The organism is Flagellimonas algicida, from assembly GCF_049629585.1.
GTDB lineage: Bacteria > Bacteroidota > Bacteroidia > Flavobacteriales > Flavobacteriaceae > Flagellimonas.
Map to the genome: position 1 here is coordinate 365,388 of NZ_JBMYIX010000001.1, position 16,957 is coordinate 382,344.

Genomic DNA, 16,957 nt, shown 5'->3' on the forward strand with positions numbered 1-16,957 from the left:
CGTATATTTGAATAACAATAGAAATTATTTATAATGGCTAATGAGACTTTTATAAGTGGGGATGTTGTCATTTTTAGCGTGTATGACACAAGTGCGTATGAGCCAATAGGATGCATCACAACAAGTGCTATAAGCGAGAGTGTCGAAATCGACGAGGTGTTGACTAAGTGTGACCCCGGAAATATAGTAAAAAGTGCAGGGGCGTATTCCTATGAAATCACCGGAGAAGGAATTTATATCGATGAGGCCGAGGATACGGGTAGGCAATCACACAATTCATTAAAAGGATATATGAGAGCGAAGACCCGTATCACGTGGAGAATGGCCACAGGCATTACATCTCCCACAATGGAGTATGGATATGGATACATTACCGCCTTGGAACTTACGGGGGAAGCTGGACAAAACGCCACGTTTTCTTTCACTATTTCAGGCGATGGGGCAATCGTAACAACTGACCCAGAAGCATAAACTTAATATGATTGAATTTGAGATAGGAGGAAAGGTCAGAAAGTTCAGTTTCGGCCTAGAGGTTTTGGGATGGATACAAGCAGAGGCAGGAATCGACCTTACCAACCTAAATGAAGGGACATCGGACACCAGTCTTTATTTCATACTTATAAAACCACTTATCCTTTTAGGGAACAAAAGGGAGGTCGAGAAAGAAGGGAAAAGGATTGATTACACCTATGACGATGTGGAGCAATGGCTTTTGGACAAAGGAATATACCATGAAGATGTTGTGGGGCTTTGGAACAAGTTCAATGAAACAACGGCAAGCTATTTACCAAAACAGGAGGTAAAGAAGGGTGCAAAAAAAAAATAGACTGGAACATTGATATAATCGGTTTCGGAGCAAGGGCCTTCAAGATGCCCGTTGAAGAAGTAAAGGATATGACTTGGGCGGATTTTCAACTCCGCTCTTTTCAGTATTGGGAAGACCGTAAACATGAAATGAGGTTGGTAAGAGAGGTCGCTTACATGGGGTATTGCAACCTTTTCGCATGGTCAAAGGAAAAACCGAAGTCAAAGGATGCGTTCTGGAAGATAGACGAGAACGAATCCACTATTGACGAAGTTAAGATAGAAGCGTTCAAAGCTGCATTGGAGGAATATAACAAGGTGAAGAAATGACGCAGTTAGAAGTACAGTTGACGGCAAACATAAAGAACCTGAAAAAGCAGATCCTAGAAGCGGAGAAGCTAATCAAAGGGTTTGGAGATGAAACCGACAGACAAGGCGGTCGTGGGGCCAGAGGGTTCGCTAAATTTAAAAAAGGAGCGGCCAATGTAACACCAACAATGTTGGAATTCAACAGGGTAATACAGGATGCCCCTTTCGGTATCCAAGGTGTCGCAAACAACCTTACCCAACTTACGCAGAACTTCGGACACTTAAGACAACAGGCCGGAGGAACAAGGGCGGCCCTTAAGCTTTTATTGGGTTCTTTGAGTGGCCCTGCGGGTATTCTGTTCGCTATTTCCGCTATAACATCCTTATTGGTTGCGTTTGGGGACAAACTAAGTAAATCCAAAGATAAGGCCGAAGAACTATCAAAGAGCTTAGAAGGGATAAACGACTTATTTGACTCTGAATTAAGGCTATCAAAGGCAATAGAGAAGAGTTTGACCCTTCAAGGGCAATCCACCGATGACATCCTTGAAAGCAGGAGGGAACTACAAAGAGAACAGGTCAAGAACTTGCAAGGGCTTATCCAGCAGCAGCAGGAACTGTTGAATATACAGAAATTGGAGAACCAGAGGGTTTCCAATATGGAAATATTGAAACAGGAGGCATTGACCCTTTGGAAGTTTTTGATTGGGCAAGGAAAGACCATTGGCGACATTGTTGGAAGTGGGGGCCTTTCGTTATTGAAGCAGCCATTGGCCGAAGCTTTGAATATTGAAATCGATAGGTCTAAATATTCAGCGGCAACCCTAGAAGACAAACAAAAGGAGCAAGAACTTACAACTAAGCTCAACAATCTCCGTGCGCAACTTTTGGAGATTGAAAACAACATTTTAAGCACAAAAAAGAAACAGACCAAAGAATCTGACAAACAATTAGAGGCAGCTAAAAAAGAGATTGCCGCTAGACAGGGTGGGGCAGCGCAGAACGTTCTTTCAACAAGCGGAGTAACAGCCACCCCGTCCAATTCAATAGTAAGCGCACCCATATTAACAAGGGGGGTACAGGCCAATCTTTCGGAGGCCCAAATAGGGATAACCGAGGCGTGGTTGGGATTTAGGAGCAACCTTAACGAACTGTTCGCCACAGGCCCTGTACAAGGTCTTACAACATTCGCCGATACATTGGGGAGTGCGTTGGGTCAAGGAGCAAGCGTCATAAGTGCAGTTGGAAGCGGGATATTGTCCGCAATGGGAGGTTTTCTTTCACAGTTTGGTAAGCAGCTTATATCATACGGTATTGCTGCCTTGGCGTTTTCAAAGGTAACAAAGGCCCTTACCAATCCGATAACCGCAGGCCCGGCAGCGGGGGCAGCAATAGCGGCAGGGATAGCATTGACAGCGGCAGGCGCAGCCTTACAATCAACATTGCGCGGCGGGTTTTCTGGTGCAGGGGGATTTTCAGGTTCGGGAGGTTCGAGTTTTTCAGGAAGCAGCGTTTCGTCGTTCAGTAGTAGCGGCTTCAACGGAAGGGTGGTGTTTGAGATAAGCGGACAGAAACTGATAGGCGTTCTTAATAATTCGCTTTCAGCAAACCAAAGGTTAGGGGGCAATATAAGTCTAGGATAATGGCTGTAAAATATAGGATAGACTACACTTCTGTTAACGATGTGGAATACCGTTGCGATATTTCAAACCCTGACTATTCAGGGGACATCATAGAACTTGAAGGGAATGTTATATACGGACTCAACAACGTTGACTCATTATCCCACCCCATACGCTCCAAATACCTAAATATAAACGTCACAGCAACCTTGGCGCAGCCTTTGGAGGATTTGCTTACCCAAGGTGAAAGATATTGGAGGGTGGAGCTTTATAGGGACAGTAACAAGATTTTCTTTGGGTACTTGACCAGTGAAAGCTCCCCGCAGAGTTTCGTGGAGGATAAATGGACGTTGAGCGTTGATGCGCTAGACCCTTTGGCTTTTCTTGAAGACCTTGCCTATGTGGACAATGCCGGAAGCGAGTACAACGGTGACGAGAGACTTGGCAGGGTGATCGCCAACTGCCTTAAACGTGGTTTCGAGGATAGTTCGGAGCGTTTCAATATACTTGGATATATCCCTTACGATTTTAGGACTAGGATTGACTCCGTGACGTACAACGAGTACACATCGGGCACTTTTATGACGGCGGTAACACTTTCACAGGATGACTTCATAGACGAGGACAGCGACGAGGTTCTGAGTTGTCAAGAAGTGCTTCAAAAGGTACTTGAATCGCTACAGCTTACCATAACACAGATAAACGGGGATACATGGCTCATAAGCCATTATCTATACGATGTTTCGGGCATTGCATCGAAATACATAGAGCATTACGATAGTGACTGGATAACAACCGCAGGGGCGGTCACTTCACCTTGGACGGTTGCGGAGATAAAGACGGACTCGACCACCAACGACCCAGATGACATAATGCATTGTAACGAGAACCAACAGTATTATTATAATTATGCGTTGGGGAAAAAGGTAATAGATCATAAATACAGTTATAAATCCACTTTATTGGACAATGCGGAGTTGGACGGTGGCACAGTTGGCGTTTCCATACCAAGTTGGGATATAGATACCTCTTATGCATACCCCAACAACGATGGTACTTTTAGGATATATCGAAACGTTACATCAACGGCTTTCAACGAAGTTGCGGAATCCCTTACAAATATGTTTGTGTTCGAGTACCAAACACTCAAACTACAGATTTCGGCAGAAGCAAACTATGACCCAGGCGGAGTAAGTGTCCCTATAATACTGTATCAGGTTTTTATAGAGAACGTGAACACGGCCTCGGTTTGGGCGTTAAGCTATACAGGAAGTGGCGGGGCCATTGAATTTGCATGGTTACCATCCATTACAGACCCAGTTAACTTCAACTTCCCAACACAAGGGGACGACCCCGTTTTGGATTCGGAGATATTGTTCGAGCAGGAGCTTCCACCCATCCCCGGTTCTGGAACTTGGGCGGTAACGGTAAAACTGTACGAGGCGAGCCCTAGCGTTTCCCCTGCGAACACAACGGACTATATAACAATACATTCCATTGACCTAGTTCCAAATACGCAGGAAATAACAGGAACATCGGCAATAGCCGAAAGGACTGACGGTTACAAATCGGATAAGGCTGAAACATACCTTAACACGGGGGAGGATACGGTAACTCACAACGTATTGAGGCATGAGTTTTCGGGCAGTCCATCCATAACCCACGTCAGGGACGTTCTTTATGATGCATCTTCTTGGTTCCGACTGAATTACATAAAGTCACATAACGACATCATAAACAACAAGCTCAAGATATTCTTTACAGGGGATTTCTGGAACTTCTTCGAGCCGCACCAGTTAGTGAACATCCCAGACCTGAACGAGAACGATTTCAGGGTATTGGAATATTCTTTTGACACAGCCGCCAACCAAGGCACGGTAAAGCTGGAGGAAAATAACACGGACACGGTATCGGCAACCGTCTCAACTTCGAATATCTATGCTGAAACCGTAAAACCTACCATTAAATAGATTTTATCTATGTCAAATTAAAATTTCATAAATTTGTTCTATGAGTTTTTTCAAGGGGGATGTCAGGATTTTTTCGATAAAGGTAGATGAGGATTACATTCCCGTGGGCTGTCTTATTTCCAACGACATAGAGGAAAGCGTTGAAATGCTCAACACGACCACAAGGGCATCCAACGGATGGCGTACAAGCGTACCGACGACTCAAGAATACAACATCCCTTTTGAGGGCATACAAGTGCTTACCGATTCCTCCGTGCTTTCCTATGATTACCTAAAGACCCTTAAACGGGCAAGGACACGCATTGAGTGGCAGATAAGCGACAACAGCAGTTTAAGGGATCAAGGAGAAGGGTATATCACCGATTTACGTGAAGGTAATTCGGTTGGGGAGTTCCTTTCGTTTTCAGGAAATGTAAGAGGGTACGGTGTGCCGATAGTGATAACATTGGAGGGCGACCTGTTCCAAGACGGTTCCGTGATGCTGTTCCAAGATGGTAACGAAATATTATTCAACTGATGGCAGGAGAGAGATTAACGGACAAGGATGCTATTGACGCAAGCACCATAAGCTTATTGGATGTACTACATCTTGTCGATGTGAGCGACACGACCAGTAACGCGGCGGGGACATCGTTCAAGACAACAATTTTCAACCTACTGTTGAAGCGGACTTTTATATACAGTACCAATGCAATGGTGTTTAAGTCCCCTGCCAACGCGGGAACATTGAGCACCGAGCCACAACTCAATGATTGGGTGATTTTCATGAGTGACACAAGACTTGTCATAGGAAAGGCAAAGGACGACATAGCCAGTATGCCAACAGACTTGGATGACGGAGCAAAATTCATAAAGTTCATAGATGCCACCCCGTAAAATAATGAAGATGAAGAATGTAGTTTTATTAGGGATGTTGCTTTTTGCAACATTAGGGTTTTCCCAATCACAAAAGGTAAGGGCCGTTTTATATGATACGATAACATCCACGGAAAGGAACGCAATGACCATTCCAAGCGACAGGGCCGGATTTATATGGAACGAGACAACGGGCCAGTTTGAGGTGAACATCAAAAATACTGGATGGGTTTCCCTTTCATCATTGATGGGGGTAAGCGGTGATTTATGGAGTGATACAGTAGACTCCGATATACTTGTTGATACTGACTCAATCTATGATTTGGGAAGTATAACATCCCAATTCAATATAGCCCATTTTGAAAGATATGCGACCCAAGATATTACGAGTGAAGATTGGTGGATAATGGACACCACTGTTGATGACCATTTTGGGATTGATCATTCATCAGGGCCAACGGCTGTTTTCACCCCTTCGTATACATTTAATAAAACAGGGGCGCCAGTAAATTCCACCGATGTAGCAACTAAATCATATGTAGATGGTGTTTTGGGCAGCGGGGTATCTGATGGGGATAAGGGGGATATTACAGTGTCCTCATCAGGAGCCGTTTGGACGATAGACGATAACGTTGTTGGGTCAGATGAAATCAACTTAGAGGATAGCTATGATTGGGGCAGTGGGCAACATACTTTCGCAACGTATGTGGATTTTGAATTTGGGACGCGGTATATTGGACTTACATCCGACTATTGGATAACTGGTATATCGGCTGGAGAATCGCCGTCATTTTCATTTTCGTCCCATGATGGGGTAACACAGCAGCTTTTGTATTCGTTGAATTTCACAGGAACGCCAACAAACTCCACGGACTTGATAACTAAATCATATGCAGATGCAAATTATAGTAGTGGTTCCGGCGACGTAACGGCGGCCTCCAACTTTGGTACTGACAATGTTCTGATTAGGTCTGATGGAACAGGTAAGGGGGTGCAATCCAGCGGGATAACCATAAGCGATACTGATCTTGTTACATTTCCAGGAGGAACATATTACTCTGCTGGAAATATGAATTTAGGGGATTCAAGGTTTTATATGGGCGAAGATGAAGGAGTTAGCGGAAGAAGGTGGTCTGTAGAAAAGAGTCAAGCAACGGAAAAGTATGTTTTTTCGTACCAACAATCAGACCAGACAACTTCAACAGGAGGGACATATACGGCTTTTTATACATTGGACGAAAGCGGAACCCCGTCAGGATCAACAGATTTAATTCCTAAAAGTTACGCAGACGCAAATTATGGCGACCAAACAGCCGCAGAGGTAACCTCCAGCGCGACAGGGAACATTGCCGCCACCAACGTTGATGACGCAATAGCGGAACTTGAATCAGAGAAACTGGCCTCCATTTCAGCGAGCAGGACAAACGAGGAAACATACAGTAATGTAATCGGGCAGCCATACGATGATTCCGTTTCTGACGGCGCTCCCCCCGCCGGAACCCTTATACTTGAATATGAAGTTCCCCCTGCCATATTGGGAACGGGGACAACCGCTGACATGGACGATTACATGGGCTACAATACGGGAACGGCAGGCTCAGGGACATCATACACCATACAGAACGTTGTTGAGGGCGGATTTTCCTATTTCTATGTAAATGCGGCGAGTGAACCGACCGTATCGGGAACAGGGATAACGGTGGAGAAATTTCCCAATACAACGGCATTTATAAACAATGAGGATATGTACATGTGCGTATGGGCGGTAACCGATACCCTTGTACATTATTGGTTCGTGGAAAAGCAATGAGAAAGATACTTTACATACTTCTTCTTGTTTCCGTTGGCCTTAATGCACAGCGCAAGATACAATTGGACAGGGCCGCACCCTCTGGGGCGATTGCCAACCATTTATTGTACGCAAGTATACAGCAGTCGGCAAATTCCGTTACACCATCGGAACTATACACCCTTGGGGACGCGGCAGACCCGAACAGCGAGACGAACACCGTACAGGAAGGCTCAGGGGCCACGGGATGGCACGACAATTCCGGCGCTGATATAACCTTTACATCCGTTGCGGGCGATGCCACAAGTTACGCCATGCACATGGAACTTTCAGGCTCCAATGCGGCGAGGGCAGAGTGGTATGTTGACCTTTCGAGCGGGGTGACCTATGACGTGGTGATAAGGGGCAGGGCATCGGCGGCATCTAAAGTAAGGCTCATAGACTGGCAATCACCAAATACAGGGGATTACGCGAGTATAAGTTCGCAGCCCTTTCTAACGACCTCATGGGCCACGTACAATTTAACGGTAAGCCCTTCCGTGACAGAGACATATAGGGTTTGGTTTGATTTCAACGGTGAAACCTCCGGGGATTGGGGGGAAATAGAATCCATATCAATTATAGCGCAATGAAAAGACTATTCTACATACTTTTTCTAGTTCCGATAATGGCAATCGGGCAAACTGACGTTTCAACACTTCCCACAGACCTTGACGGGATTCAGAACGGCGATGAAACGGGAATCGATTGCGGCGGCTCTACTGGACGTGATTGTGTTGGTGGGGCAGCTTTAAAGGCTTTCCCCGGCGCGGAAGGTGCAGGAAAATATTCAGAAGGAGCAAGAGGGGCGACCACCCCTACATTGTATGTGGTCACAAACACAAACACAACAGGCGCGGGGTCTATTGGAAACTCTGTTGGATGGGACGGTTCCTCTTCAACCGCCTCTGGTGGGGATGTTTTTGTGGTATTCCAAACAGGTGGAACTGTTAGTTTTAATGGAATCCATCCAGCCTTTACCGGGGACAATATTACAATATTCGGACAAACGGCCCCTGCGGATAGCGGTGGCTTTGTTATATCCAATGGAACACCTGATTGGAGGGGGGATGATATAATCGGCCAAGATATGCAATTTGAGGCAGGTGATAGGGGGTATAGAAACCCTGATGGGTCATTGACAGGATTTGACCCGAACACACAATCCGATGCATTAAGTGTTTATTTAGGCAATAATGTGATATTCGACCATTGCAGGGTCGCTTTCGGGGTCGATGAATCCATGACCGCTTCCAACGCTACAAATGTGACTTTTCAATACAACTTGGTACACCACGCCTTGGCAGATGCAGGGCATGGCGACGGGGGCGTACACTCAATGGGTGGGATACTTGACCGTTCCGATGACGGTTCGCCGTCCGGGGGTAGATATTCCCTTTATAGGAACTATGTCGCTTATTGCCGTGACAGGAACTACAGAAGTGCAAAATCCATTTATGAAATGGTCAACAATGTTTTCTTCGGGTTCTTTGGACAATGTACGTTCAGCTCAGGGCAATCTTTCAGTCTTATCGGCAACCATTGGGAGAAAAGCCCCAATCAAGAACTTTACAACGGGCAGACCGTTGCGCAGTCAAGTGACGCGACACACGGTTACGGCGGTGATGTGTACTTCTATGACAATACGCGTAACCACAGCACAAATGCCTTTTACGATACGGATTATACGAACCAAGGGGTGATAGTAAACAACCAATCGGACACTTTTACGACATTCCCACCTATTTGGACATCCGCACAGGTGCAGGATTCGGTACTGGCCAACGTAGGGCCGAGAATCCATAAGGCCACCATCCATAATCAGGTCATCAATGACTACGGCATAGGGAACTTCGGGATAATCGACACACAACACGAGGTCGGGGGCTTTACACAGGCCGCTGCGGGGACGCCTTGGCCCGATACGGATTCGGACGGAATGGACGATAATTGGGAAATGGCATATTTCGGTGATCTGGACGAGACTTGGAACGGTGACCATGATTCTGACGGTTATCTGAACGTTGAGGAGTGGGCCGCAGACCTAGTAAGTGCAGAGAACACACAGGCGGCCGGATATACCGTTACACCAACTTCTGGACTTGTGACAACGGAGGCGGGAGGTTCCGATACGTTTGATGTGGTACTGGATATCCAACCATCTTCCAATGTGGTTTTCGATATAACGAGCAACAACGTTTTTGAGGGAACAGTAAGTGCGGCCACGCTTACTTTCACAACTGGTAACTGGGACACACCGCAGACCATAACGGTAACGGGTGTAGATGATGCCGGGGCAGCGGACGGGGACGATGCCTATACGGTTACCGTAAGTGTTGACGATGCAAGCTCCGATGATGATTTTGACGGACTAGCGGACACGTTGGTGAGTTTGGTGAACGAGGACGATGATGCGGGAACGGTAAATGTTGACGGGGTTTCCATAAACCAGAACAACTTCGATATAGAACTTGGCAGTACCCTTCAGTTGACATTGACATTCGACCCATTGAACCCAGACGACACAACGGGAACATGGTCTAGTTCAAATGAAAGTGTGGCAACGGTGAGTTCAAGTGGATTGGTGACGGCCGTTGCACTTGGGGACTTTACCATTACGTTCGAGCCGACCGACCAGACCAACACGCCTGACGATGCAACAGCCGACGGAACGATAATAGAGGTTCAGACAACTAAGGATCAAAGAAAATTAAAAGGAAGGAATTGACATGAGCACAGATTTAAGAAAAAAGATAGCGTACTGGTTCTTTTTGGTGGCCGGATTTGTTGGGGTGATATTGTTCACCTATCAGTTTTTCGCAACTGATAAATATGGTTTTTGGGAATGGTTGGGCATATGCTCCGTCTTCTCTGCGTTCATTTTCAAACCGACCCTTCTTTTGGACATTTTCGACACCATAAAGAATTTTTTCGCGCAAAGAAAGGCTAAGTAATGGAACACAAATTAAGTATAGCATTGGCGGGCATTTTAGGGACTTTGTTCAGTTTCGCGATGGATAACAACGATATCCTTTTTAAGTGGTTCAGATGGCTTCCCGGATTGCTTTCAATAGCGTTTATACTTTGGCAATGGAGGCAGAAAAAAAGAGGAAAATGAATTGGTACAGAAAGATTCCAGAACCCATGAAGGTTTTGTTTTGGTTGGTGTTGGGCGCTGCCCTTCACGCAATTTTTTGGTAGATGAAAATATCAGATTTCAACATATCAGGAAAGGACATTCCGCAGGATGTGGCCGATAAGATATTGGATTATCATTTAAGGCCGTTGGAGAGGGTGCAGGAGTGCGTTTCCTTCAAAATATCCGTTTCCCAAAAATCAGGGTATAGGCCAAGGTGGTGGGAACTCAATAAAGGTAGGAGCGGCAATTCACAGCATTGTTTCTACGGGAAAGGCGCGACCGATGTAACGTGCGATGATTTTAAAACGAACAAGGACGCTCTTTTAGGGGTTTTGATTAGTGAAACGGAGTACACTAGAATATGCGAGTATGAAACATTTTACCATGTTGATTATGCTTTATCGGATGAGAGATGGATGTTTAAAAATGTTAATGGAAAGTGGATAAGACAATATGAAATAGAATAATAAATGCTTATCTTTAATTCATATAAAATACGGAGTTTCAATGGTTTGCAGACCAAAGAAACTCCTAATATTCAAATTAAAACAGGTAATATGAATACTTCTTCAAAAGTAGCCAATATTTGGCAAAACACTTCAATTGAAAATCTCAAAGATGAGTTTTGGTTTCCTTATCCAAAAAATCCAAAGCAATACCTGTTGTCCAACCTAGGAAGATTAAAGGGGGTTTCAAATAGCGCTAAAAGAGTTGACGGAACAGGATTTAAATTGCATAAAATTATCAAGCAATTCAACAATCGCCAAAATCCAACAAAGGGGCAGCCCGGATATTTAAAAACATCAGTCAGAATTAATGGTAAGACCGTTAATAAATACATTCATAGGATGGTGGCCGAAACATTTATTGGTGAAATTCCAAAAACACATCATGTTGACCACATTGATGGAAATACTTTTAATAACTGTATAGATAATTTAAGAATAATAAGCATACCCAAGAACACAGGGAAGAAGGGCGGTAAAAATAATAACGCTAAGCTTTCAAAAGAACAGGTTGAAGAAATAAGAAAAATTGGCAGATCTATTTCTGGATATAAAGTGGCAGAAATGTACAACGTATCATCGGGAACAATTTATCATATTCTTCAAAATAGGACGTGGAATGATTGAAGAGCTTGAGGATATCAAATGGCAGTCCTACCTAGAGGGTGATGAAGCAGGAGGTTATTGCATTCAAATAGCTATTGATGAGATAATGACGAAGAGTTGACATGGAATCGATTGAAAAGATACTTTCCTACAAGACGTATTCCAACAAAAGAAAGGTGGATTCGCTCCTTGAAATGGATGCGGTCAACTACACCAATCTTGGGACGGATTCCACAAAGAAGGAAAGGGAAACGGTCAAAAAGACCTCACGAAAGATATACAACGCTATAAAAGGAATAGATTGGCAACTTGGTTGCAGCCTTTTGTACGCAATGGACGGAAAATGATTGTAAAAGCAGAGAAGTACCAAGGGAACTATCACAGATTTGAGGTAGAACCCACGGAAAACAAAAAAGCTTGGTTGTTCACTTGTTCGGACATCCATTTTGACAACCCTAAATGTGACCGCAAACTGTTCTTCAAACACATGGACTTGGCGGTAAAGAGAGGGGCAATGATAGCGATAACCGGGGATCTGTTCTGTTTGATGCAGGGCAAGTACGACCCCAGGGGGAGTAAATCAAATGTTAGGCCTGAACATAACAAGGACAATTATCTTGATATGGTCATTAACGACACAGCAGAAAAGTTCATCCCATACGCCAAGAACATCATTTTGATAAGCAGGGGAAACCATGAAACTAGCGTTTCAAAACGGATGGAAACCGATGTGATGGAAAGGTTTGTGGAGAGGCTTAACCTTTTGGCAGGGTCTAAAATACAGGTTGGGGGGTACACGGGTTATTATACATTATCCTTTCAGTATTCAACTTCCGGGCATAGACACAGTGTTGATGTAGGGTATTCACACGGTAATTGGGGAGGTGTAATAACTAAGGGAACTTTATCCGTTGTGCGTTATGCAAGCTATATGCCAGACTGCGATTTGATGTTTTCAGGACATACCCATGATGGTTGGATAGTGACGCATCCAAGGTTAAGGAAGAATACGCATAAGAAGACTGTTGACGTTGTGAACCAATGGCACATTAAGACTGGAACGTATAAGGAGGAATTTGGAAGCGGTAGCGGTTGGGCCGTGGAAAGGATAGCTATGCCTAAATATTTAGGAGGGTGTTTCACGGAGTTCAATGTCACCAAAAACGGGGTAGAGTTCACTCCTACACTTACTCCTAATTAATATCTGTTCTAGCGGGGATATTTAAGAATATCGGTTGATTTACAGATATTCATATTTAAGAAAAAGGATGAAAACTTTATTAAGCATACTTCTTATTTTAATATTCTTTGGTTGCGGCTCAAAGAAAAAAACCGTAGAAGTGAGCAAATCCACTTATAGGGAGAACAAGGACTTGAGCGTGTTCCAACAGAACGATATTTTGTCCAGTATTTTAGTCAATAAACTGGACACACAGATTGTGTTCGAGCCAATAAATACCGCTATACCGATAAAAATAAACGATTCCACCTCCATAAGCAACGCTAGGGTGGTGATAAGTGTAAAAAAGACTGATTCAACGGTAATAAACAGGGATTCAAGTACGGTGAAGGTGAAGGATAAAGGAGAGGTTTATAGCTCAACCAAGACCAAGAACATAGACAAGGAAAAGAAAGTACAAGTATTATGGTGGCAATGGGTGATAATAATAGGGGGCATCCTAATAGGTGTTCTTTATCTTAAGGCTAGGGGGAGGAAGTTGTTTTAGTCTATTTTATATTTATATACAGAGCAACTTTTATTTCCGTTTCTATATTGTTCAGCTTTTTGTTCTGTCGAAAAAGTGCCATATATAGCTCCATTATGGTCTGACTGAACCAAATAAACATACTTATTATCTTCCATAATCTCATCTATGTATATGGTGGGGGTTAAACTTAGCTGGCATATTTTTTAGCGAAATCATCATAAAGACTTTTAAGTAAAAAATATTTTCTAGAAAAGTGTTTTACAGCAACAATATCAGTATCTCCTACCGCTGCATTTACACACGAGGCAAGTGCCTTTTGTATCTCATCTTCCAATAATTTAACGTCTTTTACCGTCATTGCCAATATCCATCTTCACCAAAAATATAAATATCTTTTTTCACAACCCTTGATTTAAAAATAGAGTCATTCATTTGACCTTATTTTGACATTTTTGTTAGAATAAGGGATATTCTAGATAACCAACCTCTTAAATCCCTGTCTTTGTCCAAAGAATTTGATCTCCGACCTTATCCATATCAACGCCACCTCCTTTTGCAATAATATCTCTTTTCATTTTATCCTAATTTTTGATTTATTTGGAAATATTGATTTAAAAAAGCCCAACCCCGAAAGATTGGGCAAGTTTTGCACTCCTTGTGCGGTTTAGATGTCAAGCTTTTGGACTTTCACGTGATTGCCAGTATTCCAAAAGCATCACCCTAAAGAAACAGATTCCTTTCGGAAAACGTCGAACCCCATACCGACTGGACGGCATTCAGGGGCGGGCTATTATGCATCTAAAATACAAAAAAGGCTGGAGAAAAACCAATATTTTTCGTATTATTTCCGAAACAAAAGTATTTAAACAACTGAAATACAATAAAATAAAACTGCCTTCTAAGCAGACGGTCGAAGGTTCGAATCCTTCCGCGATCACCAGTAAACATAGGGCCTCCAAGAAATTGGAGGCTTTTTTCTTTTCAAAAACGCACACTTTACGCACACAGGCCTTAATTTTAACAATTTTTAACATATTTGAGTGGATATCTAGGTTTTTTGGCCGATTTTCTATTGAATTCAACCTAGTGTTAATTCTGAGGACATTGCAAGGCTATTATTTCCAAAGAAAACGGTCCAAATGGAATGGACGGGACACAGTTCTTGAAAATCCCTATTTTTGGTTGAAGGCATTTTTATGGAAAGGCATTGTCTATATTGCAACGAACCCATACGGGGACGCTCGGACAAAAAGTTCTGTGATGACAACTGCCGCAGTAGCTTTAACTACAACAAAAATGCAGGACATTCCCAATTGGTCCGCAAGATTGTGAGCATTTTGAAAAAAAACCGACAGATTATCAAGGAACTCAATTGGCGGAGTTCCGGGACCACCAAAGTAAAACGGGAGGAGCTTTTGATAAAGGGATTTGACTTCAATTATTATACCAACATCTACCGAACCCGAGCCGGTGACGAATATGTATTCTGCTTCGAGATGGGCTATCTCAAAATAGATGATGATACCTTCTTATTGGTCATCAAGGACAATCATCCCCTACAGGAAAGCGAAACCTAGCGGTACGGAAGGCTCGGGACCAGATTTAAATCGGCAAAGCTGCAATGTGAAGTTTCTGAGACCATCAGAAAATCCATCAGATCTAAACCCAATTGTTGGGAGGTGACGTGAAGCTGTTCATAAAACTCGATGTCACTGATAGTGGGAATGGTAGCTCTTCGGTTAACTTTCCTGATAAAGACTAACTTGGAGGCACAATGGTCCTGAATGGTATCGAGCAAGTCTCCGAGATTTGGGATATCGGGTCCATTGACATAGGAGGCAAATTCAATAAGACCAAGGAACCGTCTGTTGGAATTGGCCAAGAGGAACCAGGATGTACTATCGCTCCGCCCATTATGATATTCCCTGAAGAGACGCACACAATCTTCACTTCCGTTCAATACAAACAGGGAATAATCTTCCTGTACCGGGAGTCCTTTACGACGCTGCAGTTCAAAGACAGCCTTGAGAATCGTGGCCTTGGCGGGACCTATACCGTTGAAATGGTAAAGCTCGTGTGTAGGCACCCGGGACAATAGATTCAGATTACCATTATAATGATCTAGGATACGTTGGGCCAGCCCGACCGCAGATTCCCTTGGTGTTCCAGATCCTATGAAAATGGCAAGCAATTCCGCATTGGTAAGAGCATCGGCCCCGAAGAGCAGCATTTTTTCCCGAGGCCGCTCGGTAAAGCCCCATTCCTTGATGGCGGATTTTTTTTGTAGCATGGAATAAATGTTTTGAACAGGCTAATTTGCCATGTAGACAAATTGAGCAAAACACCACGGGAAGTAGGAAAATATTCGTATATATCCGTTTTTCACCGGTTATGGGATTCCAAAGCAACCCATTCGAGCCCTGTCCATCTTAAGGGAAAAGTCCCATGGAACACATACGTTTTCAAAAGCTGTTCATTTTGTCCCTTCTGGTCATAACTGGATGTAATTCCGACGACAATTCCATACCCCCTTTGCAGGAGAACACTTTTGTGGCCCAAAAGGATGAATACCTTTGGGAGGGGACCACTGAACTACAGTTGACGGAGAACGATACGCTCGTCTTCCTTGCCGTAGGAAAAGGACTCGACAATGGAGTGTTGATGGTAAAGACAAAATTTAAAGGGGTGGGAACCTATACAGTAGAAAAAGAAAAGGCGCTTTATTATGATACCCTAGGCGGGGATGCCATCGTGGCCCAATATACTTTACAGGAACAGGAAAAAGCCACTTTTGTGGTGGAATCCCACAACGAATCCAACGGAACGGTGAGCGGAAATTTTGCGATAGAACTGTTTCCAAAAGCCCAGGGAGGTAAAAGCATCGAATATTTTCTGAAGATCACCGATGGCAGGTTTCGGGGAACCCTTAAGGAATTTCCCTAGGTTGCCTGTACCCGGATAGGCAAACCGAACATAAAGAACAAAATCCCCTGCAGTTTTTCCCCCACCTTTTTACGGATCTGGGCATAAGCACGGGTCATCTGGCTCTCCACCGTCTTGACCGAAAGGTTAAGATGTTCCGCGATCTCATTATTGGTCAGTCCCTCCTTTTTGCTCAGCAGAAAGATTTCCCTGCACTTGGGGCTCAGGTCCTCGATTTCCCGCCGGACATGCTGTATCAAGCGGTCCAGACTCGTTTCATCCTCCTCCACAAGGGTATTTATAGCGGTCATATACTCCTTCTCCAGGTTCAGGATGAACTTGCGGTGCTTGTATTGGTCCAGGAACTCATTGTACACCGAGCGATAGAGCAGGCTTCGGACACTGGAATCAGTGCGAAGTCGATCCCGTTTTTTCCAAATGCGGAGCATCACGTTCTGGACCATATCTGCGGCCAGGTCATGGTCCTTGCACAGGCTATGGGCATAGAGACATAGTTTATGATGGTAACGATCCATCAAAAAAGCATACGCCGCTTCCTCGCCTTGCTGCAAATCGGACACCAAAACGGCCTCATTCCCATAATCTTTGTCAGATAGTCCTTGCATATACCTAGATTTTCACCCAATAGTTAGGTAAATATGAAAAAAAAATTATAAAACTGTTAGG

21 protein-coding genes are annotated in these 16,957 nt (G+C 43.9%); 18 read left to right on the forward strand and 3 right to left on the reverse strand.

The annotated features are described in order from the left end of the window. The first annotated feature begins 33 nt into the window (after positions 1-33). From ACPD8L_RS01655 to ACPD8L_RS01730, 16 genes are all read left to right on the forward strand, one after another. Positions 34-471, forward strand: coding sequence for a phage tail tube protein (locus ACPD8L_RS01655; RefSeq protein ID WP_423941488.1), 438 nt, complete (start codon positions 34-36; stop codon positions 469-471). 7 nt (positions 472-478) lie between these two features. Further along, positions 479-826 carry a hypothetical protein gene (locus ACPD8L_RS01660; RefSeq protein WP_423941490.1) on the forward strand — a complete coding sequence of 116 codons (348 nt, stop codon included), beginning with the start codon at positions 479-481 and terminating at the stop codon, positions 824-826. A 44-nt stretch (positions 827-870) separates the two neighbouring features. Beyond that, complete coding sequence (locus ACPD8L_RS01665) at positions 871-1,134, forward strand: hypothetical protein (protein WP_423941492.1); 264 nt, start codon at positions 871-873, stop codon at positions 1,132-1,134. Then, the gene (locus ACPD8L_RS01670) at positions 1,131-2,756 is read left to right on the forward strand and encodes a hypothetical protein (protein WP_423941493.1); all 1,626 of its coding nucleotides are present in this window, start codon (positions 1,131-1,133) and stop codon (positions 2,754-2,756) included. Before ACPD8L_RS01665 ends, ACPD8L_RS01670 begins: the two co-directional genes overlap by 4 nt. Beyond that, on the forward strand, positions 2,756-4,705 hold the full coding sequence (locus tag ACPD8L_RS01675) for a hypothetical protein (protein ID WP_423941494.1): 1,950 nt from the start codon (positions 2,756-2,758) through the stop codon (positions 4,703-4,705). The genes ACPD8L_RS01670 and ACPD8L_RS01675 overlap by 1 nt, the downstream gene beginning before the upstream one ends. 40 nt (positions 4,706-4,745) lie before the next feature. Further along, complete coding sequence (locus tag ACPD8L_RS01680; protein WP_423941495.1) at positions 4,746-5,222, forward strand: hypothetical protein; 477 nt, start codon at positions 4,746-4,748, stop codon at positions 5,220-5,222. Then, complete coding sequence (locus tag ACPD8L_RS01685) at positions 5,222-5,581, forward strand: hypothetical protein (RefSeq protein WP_423941496.1); 360 nt, start codon at positions 5,222-5,224, stop codon at positions 5,579-5,581. Before ACPD8L_RS01680 ends, ACPD8L_RS01685 begins: the two co-directional genes overlap by 1 nt. Positions 5,582-5,591: 10 nt before the next feature. Next, complete coding sequence (locus ACPD8L_RS01690; protein ID WP_423941497.1) at positions 5,592-7,370, forward strand: hypothetical protein; 1,779 nt, start codon at positions 5,592-5,594, stop codon at positions 7,368-7,370. After that, positions 7,367-7,981, forward strand: coding sequence for a hypothetical protein (locus ACPD8L_RS01695; protein ID WP_423941498.1), 615 nt, complete (start codon positions 7,367-7,369; stop codon positions 7,979-7,981). The genes ACPD8L_RS01690 and ACPD8L_RS01695 overlap by 4 nt, the downstream gene beginning before the upstream one ends. Next, positions 7,978-10,116, forward strand: coding sequence for an Ig-like domain-containing protein (locus tag ACPD8L_RS01700; RefSeq protein WP_423941500.1), 2,139 nt, complete (start codon positions 7,978-7,980; stop codon positions 10,114-10,116). The genes ACPD8L_RS01695 and ACPD8L_RS01700 overlap by 4 nt, the downstream gene beginning before the upstream one ends. Position 10,117: 1 nt before the next feature. Further along, entirely contained in the window at positions 10,118-10,342 is a 225-nt protein-coding gene (locus ACPD8L_RS01705; protein ID WP_423941502.1) for a hypothetical protein, read from the forward strand. A 247-nt stretch (positions 10,343-10,589) separates the two neighbouring features. After that, entirely contained in the window at positions 10,590-10,994 is a 405-nt protein-coding gene (locus ACPD8L_RS01710) for a hypothetical protein (protein ID WP_423941504.1), read from the forward strand. A 45-nt stretch (positions 10,995-11,039) separates the two neighbouring features. Next, positions 11,040-11,660, forward strand: a complete 621-nt coding sequence (locus ACPD8L_RS01715) for an HNH endonuclease (RefSeq protein WP_423941506.1) — start codon at positions 11,040-11,042, stop codon at positions 11,658-11,660. A gap of 101 nt (positions 11,661-11,761) precedes the next feature. Beyond that, positions 11,762-11,986, forward strand: coding sequence for a hypothetical protein (locus ACPD8L_RS01720; RefSeq protein WP_423941507.1), 225 nt, complete (start codon positions 11,762-11,764; stop codon positions 11,984-11,986). Further along, on the forward strand, positions 11,983-12,840 hold the full coding sequence (locus ACPD8L_RS01725; protein WP_423941509.1) for a metallophosphoesterase family protein: 858 nt from the start codon (positions 11,983-11,985) through the stop codon (positions 12,838-12,840). The genes ACPD8L_RS01720 and ACPD8L_RS01725 overlap by 4 nt, the downstream gene beginning before the upstream one ends. 139 nt (positions 12,841-12,979) lie before the next feature. Further along, positions 12,980-13,366 carry a hypothetical protein gene (locus ACPD8L_RS01730; protein ID WP_423941510.1) on the forward strand — a complete coding sequence of 129 codons (387 nt, stop codon included), beginning with the start codon at positions 12,980-12,982 and terminating at the stop codon, positions 13,364-13,366. A 169-nt stretch (positions 13,367-13,535) separates the two neighbouring features. On the opposite strand, the gene ACPD8L_RS01735 is transcribed toward ACPD8L_RS01730, so the two are convergent. Next, positions 13,536-13,706, reverse strand: a complete 171-nt coding sequence (locus ACPD8L_RS01735) for a hypothetical protein (RefSeq protein ID WP_423941512.1) — start codon at positions 13,704-13,706, stop codon at positions 13,536-13,538. Between the two features lie 838 nt (positions 13,707-14,544). Here ACPD8L_RS01735 and ACPD8L_RS01740 point away from each other — a divergent pair. Then, a complete protein-coding gene (locus tag ACPD8L_RS01740; protein ID WP_423941513.1) occupies positions 14,545-14,925 on the forward strand; it encodes a DUF2116 family Zn-ribbon domain-containing protein in 381 nt (126 codons plus the stop codon). Here the strand turns inward: ACPD8L_RS01740 and ACPD8L_RS01745 are convergent. Beyond that, on the reverse strand, positions 14,922-15,638 hold the full coding sequence (locus tag ACPD8L_RS01745) for a UPF0758 domain-containing protein (protein ID WP_423941515.1): 717 nt from the start codon (positions 15,636-15,638) through the stop codon (positions 14,922-14,924). The genes ACPD8L_RS01740 and ACPD8L_RS01745 overlap by 4 nt on opposite strands. A 155-nt stretch (positions 15,639-15,793) precedes the next feature. Between ACPD8L_RS01745 and ACPD8L_RS01750 the strand changes: the two genes are divergently transcribed. Next, positions 15,794-16,291, forward strand: coding sequence for a hypothetical protein (locus tag ACPD8L_RS01750; RefSeq protein WP_423941517.1), 498 nt, complete (start codon positions 15,794-15,796; stop codon positions 16,289-16,291). Here ACPD8L_RS01750 and ACPD8L_RS01755 read toward each other — a convergent pair. Continuing rightward, positions 16,288-16,896 (reverse strand): RNA polymerase sigma factor, encoded by a 609-nt coding sequence (locus ACPD8L_RS01755; RefSeq protein ID WP_423941519.1) that lies wholly within the window; start codon positions 16,894-16,896, stop codon positions 16,288-16,290. The two genes, ACPD8L_RS01750 and ACPD8L_RS01755, sit on opposite strands and share 4 nt — an antisense overlap. Positions 16,897-16,957 lie beyond the last annotated feature (61 nt).

What these genes read in the sequence shown, in the direction of transcription:
- ACPD8L_RS01655 (WP_423941488.1), top strand. Translation starts at nt 34, where the DNA reads ATGGCTAATGAGACTTTTATAAGTGGGGATGTTGTCATTTTTAGCGTG.
- ACPD8L_RS01660 (WP_423941490.1), top strand. Translation starts at nt 479, where the DNA reads ATGATTGAATTTGAGATAGGAGGAAAGGTCAGAAAGTTCAGTTTCGGC.
- ACPD8L_RS01665 (WP_423941492.1), top strand. Translation starts at nt 871, where the DNA reads ATGCCCGTTGAAGAAGTAAAGGATATGACTTGGGCGGATTTTCAACTC.
- ACPD8L_RS01670 (WP_423941493.1), top strand. Translation starts at nt 1,131, where the DNA reads ATGACGCAGTTAGAAGTACAGTTGACGGCAAACATAAAGAACCTGAAA.
- ACPD8L_RS01675 (WP_423941494.1), top strand. Translation starts at nt 2,756, where the DNA reads ATGGCTGTAAAATATAGGATAGACTACACTTCTGTTAACGATGTGGAA.
- ACPD8L_RS01680 (WP_423941495.1), top strand. Translation starts at nt 4,746, where the DNA reads ATGAGTTTTTTCAAGGGGGATGTCAGGATTTTTTCGATAAAGGTAGAT.
- ACPD8L_RS01685 (WP_423941496.1), top strand. Translation starts at nt 5,222, where the DNA reads ATGGCAGGAGAGAGATTAACGGACAAGGATGCTATTGACGCAAGCACC.
- ACPD8L_RS01690 (WP_423941497.1), top strand. Translation starts at nt 5,592, where the DNA reads ATGAAGAATGTAGTTTTATTAGGGATGTTGCTTTTTGCAACATTAGGG.
- ACPD8L_RS01695 (WP_423941498.1), top strand. Translation starts at nt 7,367, where the DNA reads ATGAGAAAGATACTTTACATACTTCTTCTTGTTTCCGTTGGCCTTAAT.
- ACPD8L_RS01700 (WP_423941500.1), top strand. Translation starts at nt 7,978, where the DNA reads ATGAAAAGACTATTCTACATACTTTTTCTAGTTCCGATAATGGCAATC.
- ACPD8L_RS01705 (WP_423941502.1), top strand. Translation starts at nt 10,118, where the DNA reads ATGAGCACAGATTTAAGAAAAAAGATAGCGTACTGGTTCTTTTTGGTG.
- ACPD8L_RS01710 (WP_423941504.1), top strand. Translation starts at nt 10,590, where the DNA reads ATGAAAATATCAGATTTCAACATATCAGGAAAGGACATTCCGCAGGAT.
- ACPD8L_RS01720 (WP_423941507.1), top strand. Translation starts at nt 11,762, where the DNA reads ATGGAATCGATTGAAAAGATACTTTCCTACAAGACGTATTCCAACAAA.
- ACPD8L_RS01725 (WP_423941509.1), top strand. Translation starts at nt 11,983, where the DNA reads ATGATTGTAAAAGCAGAGAAGTACCAAGGGAACTATCACAGATTTGAG.
- ACPD8L_RS01735 (WP_423941512.1), bottom strand. Translation starts at nt 13,706, where the DNA reads ATGACGGTAAAAGACGTTAAATTATTGGAAGATGAGATACAAAAGGCA.
- ACPD8L_RS01740 (WP_423941513.1), top strand. Translation starts at nt 14,545, where the DNA reads ATGGAAAGGCATTGTCTATATTGCAACGAACCCATACGGGGACGCTCG.
- ACPD8L_RS01745 (WP_423941515.1), bottom strand. Translation starts at nt 15,638, where the DNA reads ATGCTACAAAAAAAATCCGCCATCAAGGAATGGGGCTTTACCGAGCGG.
- ACPD8L_RS01750 (WP_423941517.1), top strand. Translation starts at nt 15,794, where the DNA reads ATGGAACACATACGTTTTCAAAAGCTGTTCATTTTGTCCCTTCTGGTC.
- ACPD8L_RS01755 (WP_423941519.1), bottom strand. Translation starts at nt 16,896, where the DNA reads ATGCAAGGACTATCTGACAAAGATTATGGGAATGAGGCCGTTTTGGTG.